This window comes from Salimicrobium salexigens (assembly GCF_900156705.1).
GTDB lineage: Bacteria > Bacillota > Bacilli > Bacillales > Halobacillaceae > Salimicrobium > Salimicrobium album.
The window spans coordinates 1-4,998 of sequence record NZ_FTOK01000024.1; the positions used below are offsets into that span (position 1 = coordinate 1).

Genomic DNA, 4,998 nt, shown 5'->3' on the forward strand with positions numbered 1-4,998 from the left:
GCTCGGGCGTTCGTCCGCGGAAAGCGAGTGGTATTCGCCCGCACGAACTGCACAAAAAAAGCTTGCAGAAAAACACGGGGTTTCTCTACAAGCTGCCGAACTGAAGAGTTCGGTTTCGCTTAATCTGTACCTGATAGTTCCTGAGTTCTATTCAGGCTCCTGCTTCAGATTTTTGCGGATGTACAGAATGATTTTACGCAGTTCCTTCGGGTGCGGGCGGCCGAACGGGCTCGTCTGACGCTGCTGATACAGCAGTTTTCCCTTATCGTCCACCAGGAAATAGGCAGGCTCCCCGTGGGTGCCGTGGTCCTCATAAGGAGCATCTTCTCCGTGGAAATGAACATCGTACGTCTGAAGAAAGTCCATATCTTCATCCACGAGAACCGGGAAACTGAAGCCATGCTCATCAACCATCTCCTCGAGTTTTTCCCTATCGTCATAGGTGATTGTGGTCAGACGAATCTGGTGTTTGTCGAAGTATTCTTTCTCCTCTTCGAATTGTTTTAGTTCTTCCATACAGGCAGGACACCAGGACCCCCGGAAGAAAACGAGGAGCTGCCAGTCGTCTCCGCTTTCCTCTACCATTTTCGATAAGCTGTACTCTTCTCCGCCCGTACTTTTAAGCGTGAAATCCGGAGCCATCTGGTTCAATCTGAAATCATCCAACGTATACACTCTCCTTTATAGGCTTCTTTTACCCTGTGAGAGAAAGTTTAAATGTCCGATTACTGAAAAAGTCGATATTTTCTCAGGAAAGTCCGAGCCATTTTTTGACCGGGGCCCGGAAATAATACGTAACCGCCACCATAAGTACAAATACTGATGCCGCTATCGCAACCGTCACTATACTTCCGGAAGCAAGGCTTGACCCGAGGAAACTGTAGACGAACGTGCCCGGAATCATCCCCAGGACAGTGGCAAGGATGTACGAACGGAAGCGTACCCTGGCGATTCCGCCTGCGTAGCTGAGCAGGTCGAAACTGACGATGGGAACGAGCCGCAGCACGAAGATGTACACGAAGCCGCGCTCCTCCATTCTTCTGAACAGTTTCTCTCCCCAGGAAAAGTTATCCAGTGGGACGACGGACTTTCCGAACAGCCGCGCCATCACGTAACCCGTCATGCCGGCTCCCGTCGCTCCGATGATAATGTACAGTACCCCCGGCCACACCCCGAAGAGAAGACCGGCTCCGAGAGACAGCACGGACGTCGGCAGAAATATGAGAGGCCCGGCAGTATAGATGAGGAAAAAGACGAAAGGTCCCCACCACCCGAACGACAAAATGAAGTCGCGGATGTCGGAAGGGCTGAGCTCCAGGCGGAAATGGGTGATGTAGGCGGCGGTAAGAAATAGCGAAAGGACCAAAATGATTTTCAGCCACTGGGATTTTGAAAACATAAGTATCTTTCCCTTCCTGTTGTCTGTCTTTTTTTCACTTTAACGTATCTCGCGACAAAAGTATGTATTTTTCCTTACACGTGCTGAGAAAAAGGAAGTTCGGGGAATAGGAAAACGAGAGTATGTAAAAGGAGGCAGGGACAAATGCCGAAAAGGACGAGTGACGATCTTCCGGAGGAGATCCGGGAAGCGAAAGGAAATCTTGAAGCGGAAAAAGGCGGCTATTCCCGTCTTATAGCTTTGTACAGGGAACTGAGGCAGCAGTTAAGAAGGGAAAATGACAGGGATCTCGCTGCGGACATTGAAAAGAAACTCATTTATTATTTGGTGGAGTACGGCCCCTATAGGAAAACAATATACAGAAAAGACGAAAAAGAGGCCATCGATGCCCTGAAGCAGGCCCTCCACTTTGAAGACCATCTTCCTCTCGCTCATTACCGTCTCGGTCTTCTTTATTTGCGGAGAGGAAGATTCACAGAAGCGGGAAGTCATTTTTCAAAAGCGGTGGAAGTTCAGGGACGGGCCAAACGTTTCCCCTTAAATGAAAGGCAGCTGTACTATGCTCATCTCTACCTTATCACGAGTGAATTACATGTTCTGTATGATGTCCACGAGAAGATGAATGTTCTTTCTGTACCGGGGAAATACGAACCGTTCTCCTCTTCCGATATGGATCGTTTGTACGAAAAACTGCAGGCGACCGAGAGCTATTTAAGCAACCGTGCTTTCCTGAAAATAACGAAAGAGAACGAGGAGTTTCTCTCTAAGGGAGAAGCGGAGGACGCCCTGTCCCGGAAAGAGCTGGGTACCGGACATCTGTACTTTGGAGATGAGACGATAGAAATCGGGTTTGATGGTCACACGGAAGAAATAAGCCGGGATTACGGGAAAATCCTTTACTACCTTCTCCAGTTCTCCCGGGAAGAGCCGCTTGATGCCGGGGTAATGGCAGAACTGGCCGGGGAAGAGGGGGTAGTGAGACCGACGACGTTCAGGCAGAGAGTAAGCCGCCTGAGCCGTAAGCTGGAGGAGCTCGGACTCACAGAAGCCCTCACCATGGAACACGGCATTTGCACGTTCACTGCCGCCGTCCCTTTCATAATTGTGCACCGGGCTGATGAGCAGATTTACTGAGATGGAAGAAACTTACCGGTTCATTTTGTCCAGAATGACTGCCAGATTGGAAAACGTATTGTGCAGCGTTTCCCGCTCTTCCCGGGTGAGCGATTCCAGCCGCTCGCGCATCTTATCTTTCATATAGTGCTTTTTGTTACTGAGAAAAGCTTCCCCCTCCCCGGTTAGCCGGATGAGTGTCACGCGACGGTCTTTTTCGTATTTCTTCTTCTCCAGCAGTCCGTGCTCAATCAGTTTTCCGACGAGCGGGGAAAGGTTTGATTTTTTGATGGAAAGCTTCTCCGCCACCGTTTTCATCGGCAACGGTCCATCCTGCTCCACCATATGAAGAATGTGCAGGTGGGTAGGGTGAAGGTCTTTTTCTTCGAATGGCCGCACCTCGCCGAACAGCTTCTTCGGAAGAGCGGGGAGGATGCTCAGTATCTGGTCGATCAGCTCGTTATCCGTCGTCATCTTCTTCACGCTCCTTCTCTTTTGACTTTTCCAGGGGGAAAGTGGATAATGGGTAATAGTTATTATATCATAACTATTACGCAGAGGGGGAAAATACATGGACCCGGTGATTTCTGTGAAAGATCTGACGAAGAAATACAAACAGACCGAAGCGGTGAAAGCCATCAATTTTGAAGTGGAGGAAGGGGAAATCTTCGGGTTTCTCGGGCCGAACGGAGCCGGCAAAAGTACGACGATCAATATGATCTGTACGATGCTAAAACCAACCTCCGGGAGCATCATGATCAATGGATATGACGCCAAAAAAGAAAAAGATAAAGTACGCGCCAGCATCGGTATCATTTTTCAGGAAAATACGCTCGATGAGAAACTGACCGCCAACGAGAATCTGATGCTGCACTGCCGGTTCTACGGGGTGCCGAAAGATAAGCGTCAGGAACGCATCGGGGAGGTGCTTGAGATTGTAGACCTCGTCGATGAACGGAAGCAGCGGGTGGAAACTTTTTCGGGCGGTATGAAACGGCGTCTTGAAATCGCCCGTGGACTGCTTCACTACCCGAAGGTTCTGTTCCTCGATGAGCCGACGGTGGGTCTGGACCCGCAGACACGTTCCCACTTATGGGAATATATTCTGAAGCTGAAAGAGAAAGAGGGTATTACGATGTTCCTGACGACCCACTATCTCGATGAAGCGGAAATCAGCGACCGGGTCGCTATTATGGATCAGGGGGAGATTATCGCTCTGGATTCTCCGACCTCCCTGAAAGACCAGCTCGGAGGGGATATGATCGAACTGTCGACAGAAGATAACGATCAGGCTCTTCGTGAAATTGAGGAGAAAGTGGAGGGGGCTGACGTGAGTGTGGAAGGCGATACGATTCATCTGAAAGTGGAGAGCAGTGACGCCTTCATCTCTTCCTTCATTAAAACTCTGGAAATTCCCATCACCAGACTGAATATCCGGAAACCGACCCTGAATGACGTTTTTCTCGCTTTTACAGGCAGAAAAATCGGAGACGCGAAAGAATAGGAGGAATAATCGATGGAAGGAATATTTGCAATCTGGCAAAGAGACTTGACGAAATTTTTTCGGGACAGAGCCCGGCTGATCGGCTCCTTTTCGATGCCGATTCTGTTTCTGCTTATTTTCGGCGGAGGGATGAGCGGTTCGATGGAAACGATGATGGCCGGTAACATGCCGGAAGGAGCGGAAGGATTCAACTACGTGGAATTCGTATTCCCGGGGATTGTAGCGATGACGCTTCTCATGACCTCCATTTTTTCTGCGATGTCCGTCATCGAGGATAAAGATTTCGGGTATATGAAAGAAATTCTTGTATCACCCATTTCCCGGGTAAGTATCGCTATCGGCAAGATGCTCGGGGCTGCCACGATCGCAACGATCCAGGGAGTGCTTCTGTTTTTTCTCATCCCTTTTCTCGGTATTTCCTACAGTATTACAGCCCTTGTGCAGGTGATTCCGTTCATGTTTCTTCTGGGATGTGCGCTGTCCGGGCTCGGGCTGTTGTTCGCCAGTGTAATCCGCTCCACGCAAGGATTCCAGCTGACCGTCCAGATTCTCGTAATGCCGATGATCTTTCTCTCGGGGGCATTGTTTCCGGTGAGTAACATGCCCGCGTGGATGGACGTCATCGTCAAAATAAACCCGGTCACTTACGGGGTGGACGTGATGAAGAAACTGATGATTGAAGTGGATAACATTCCGGCAGCCGTATCGGAAGCCATGGGGCTGAATATAACGGTGCTCGGACAGGAAGTGACGATGTTCGCTGAAGTGCTGTTCATCGCAGGTTTCGCCGCGGTTCTTGTACTTTTCGCGACCTTCAGTTTCCAGCGTGCCAATGCATAAGACACGGATAATACTAAAAGACGCATACCTCTTCTGGAGGCATGCGTCTCAGGCTGTCGAGAAAGTCTCGGCAGCTTTTATTTGTTTTCTGTTTTTTAATAGATCACTTCGTTAATTTGTTATAATAGCTGTAACTTATCAA

Annotated in this window: 6 protein-coding genes; 3 read left to right on the forward strand and 3 right to left on the reverse strand. The window is 49.5% G+C overall.

Annotation, left to right across the window (positions count from 1 at the left end; genetic code table 11):
- Window positions 1-147: 147 nt before the first annotated feature.
- Entirely contained in the window at window positions 148-666 is a 519-nt protein-coding gene (locus BW931_RS13130) for a peroxiredoxin family protein (protein ID WP_234972656.1), read from the reverse strand.
- A gap of 82 nt (window positions 667-748) precedes the next feature.
- On the reverse strand, window positions 749-1,399 hold the full coding sequence (locus BW931_RS13135) for a TVP38/TMEM64 family protein (protein ID WP_076572914.1): 651 nt from the start codon (window positions 1,397-1,399) through the stop codon (window positions 749-751).
- Window positions 1,400-1,543: 144 nt separating this feature from the next.
- Here BW931_RS13135 and BW931_RS13140 point away from each other — a divergent pair, with 144 nt between their 5' ends.
- Window positions 1,544-2,533 carry a tetratricopeptide repeat protein gene (locus BW931_RS13140; RefSeq protein WP_076572916.1) on the forward strand — a complete coding sequence of 330 codons (990 nt, stop codon included), beginning with the start codon at window positions 1,544-1,546 and terminating at the stop codon, window positions 2,531-2,533.
- 12 nt (window positions 2,534-2,545) lie between these two features.
- On the opposite strand, the gene BW931_RS13145 is transcribed toward BW931_RS13140, so the two are convergent.
- The gene (locus BW931_RS13145) at window positions 2,546-2,986 is read right to left on the reverse strand and encodes a MarR family winged helix-turn-helix transcriptional regulator (RefSeq protein WP_076572918.1); all 441 of its coding nucleotides are present in this window, start codon (window positions 2,984-2,986) and stop codon (window positions 2,546-2,548) included.
- Between the two features lie 97 nt (window positions 2,987-3,083).
- On the opposite strand from BW931_RS13145, the gene BW931_RS13150 reads away from it, so the two are divergent.
- On the forward strand, window positions 3,084-4,016 hold the full coding sequence (locus BW931_RS13150) for a daunorubicin resistance protein DrrA family ABC transporter ATP-binding protein (RefSeq protein ID WP_008592031.1): 933 nt from the start codon (window positions 3,084-3,086) through the stop codon (window positions 4,014-4,016).
- A 12-nt stretch (window positions 4,017-4,028) separates the two neighbouring features.
- A complete protein-coding gene (locus tag BW931_RS13155; protein ID WP_008592030.1) occupies window positions 4,029-4,856 on the forward strand; it encodes an ABC transporter permease in 828 nt (275 codons plus the stop codon).
- Window positions 4,857-4,998: the final 142 nt, after the last annotated feature.

Bases quoted from the DNA above. Each gene is read 5' to 3' on its own strand.
- BW931_RS13135 (WP_076572914.1), bottom strand. From the start codon at position 1,399: ATGTTTTCAAAATCCCAGTGGCTGAAAATCATTTTGGTCCTTTCGCTA.
- BW931_RS13150 (WP_008592031.1), top strand. From the start codon at position 3,084: ATGGACCCGGTGATTTCTGTGAAAGATCTGACGAAGAAATACAAACAG.
- BW931_RS13140 (WP_076572916.1), top strand. From the start codon at position 1,544: ATGCCGAAAAGGACGAGTGACGATCTTCCGGAGGAGATCCGGGAAGCG.
- BW931_RS13145 (WP_076572918.1), bottom strand. From the start codon at position 2,986: ATGACGACGGATAACGAGCTGATCGACCAGATACTGAGCATCCTCCCC.
- BW931_RS13155 (WP_008592030.1), top strand. From the start codon at position 4,029: ATGGAAGGAATATTTGCAATCTGGCAAAGAGACTTGACGAAATTTTTT.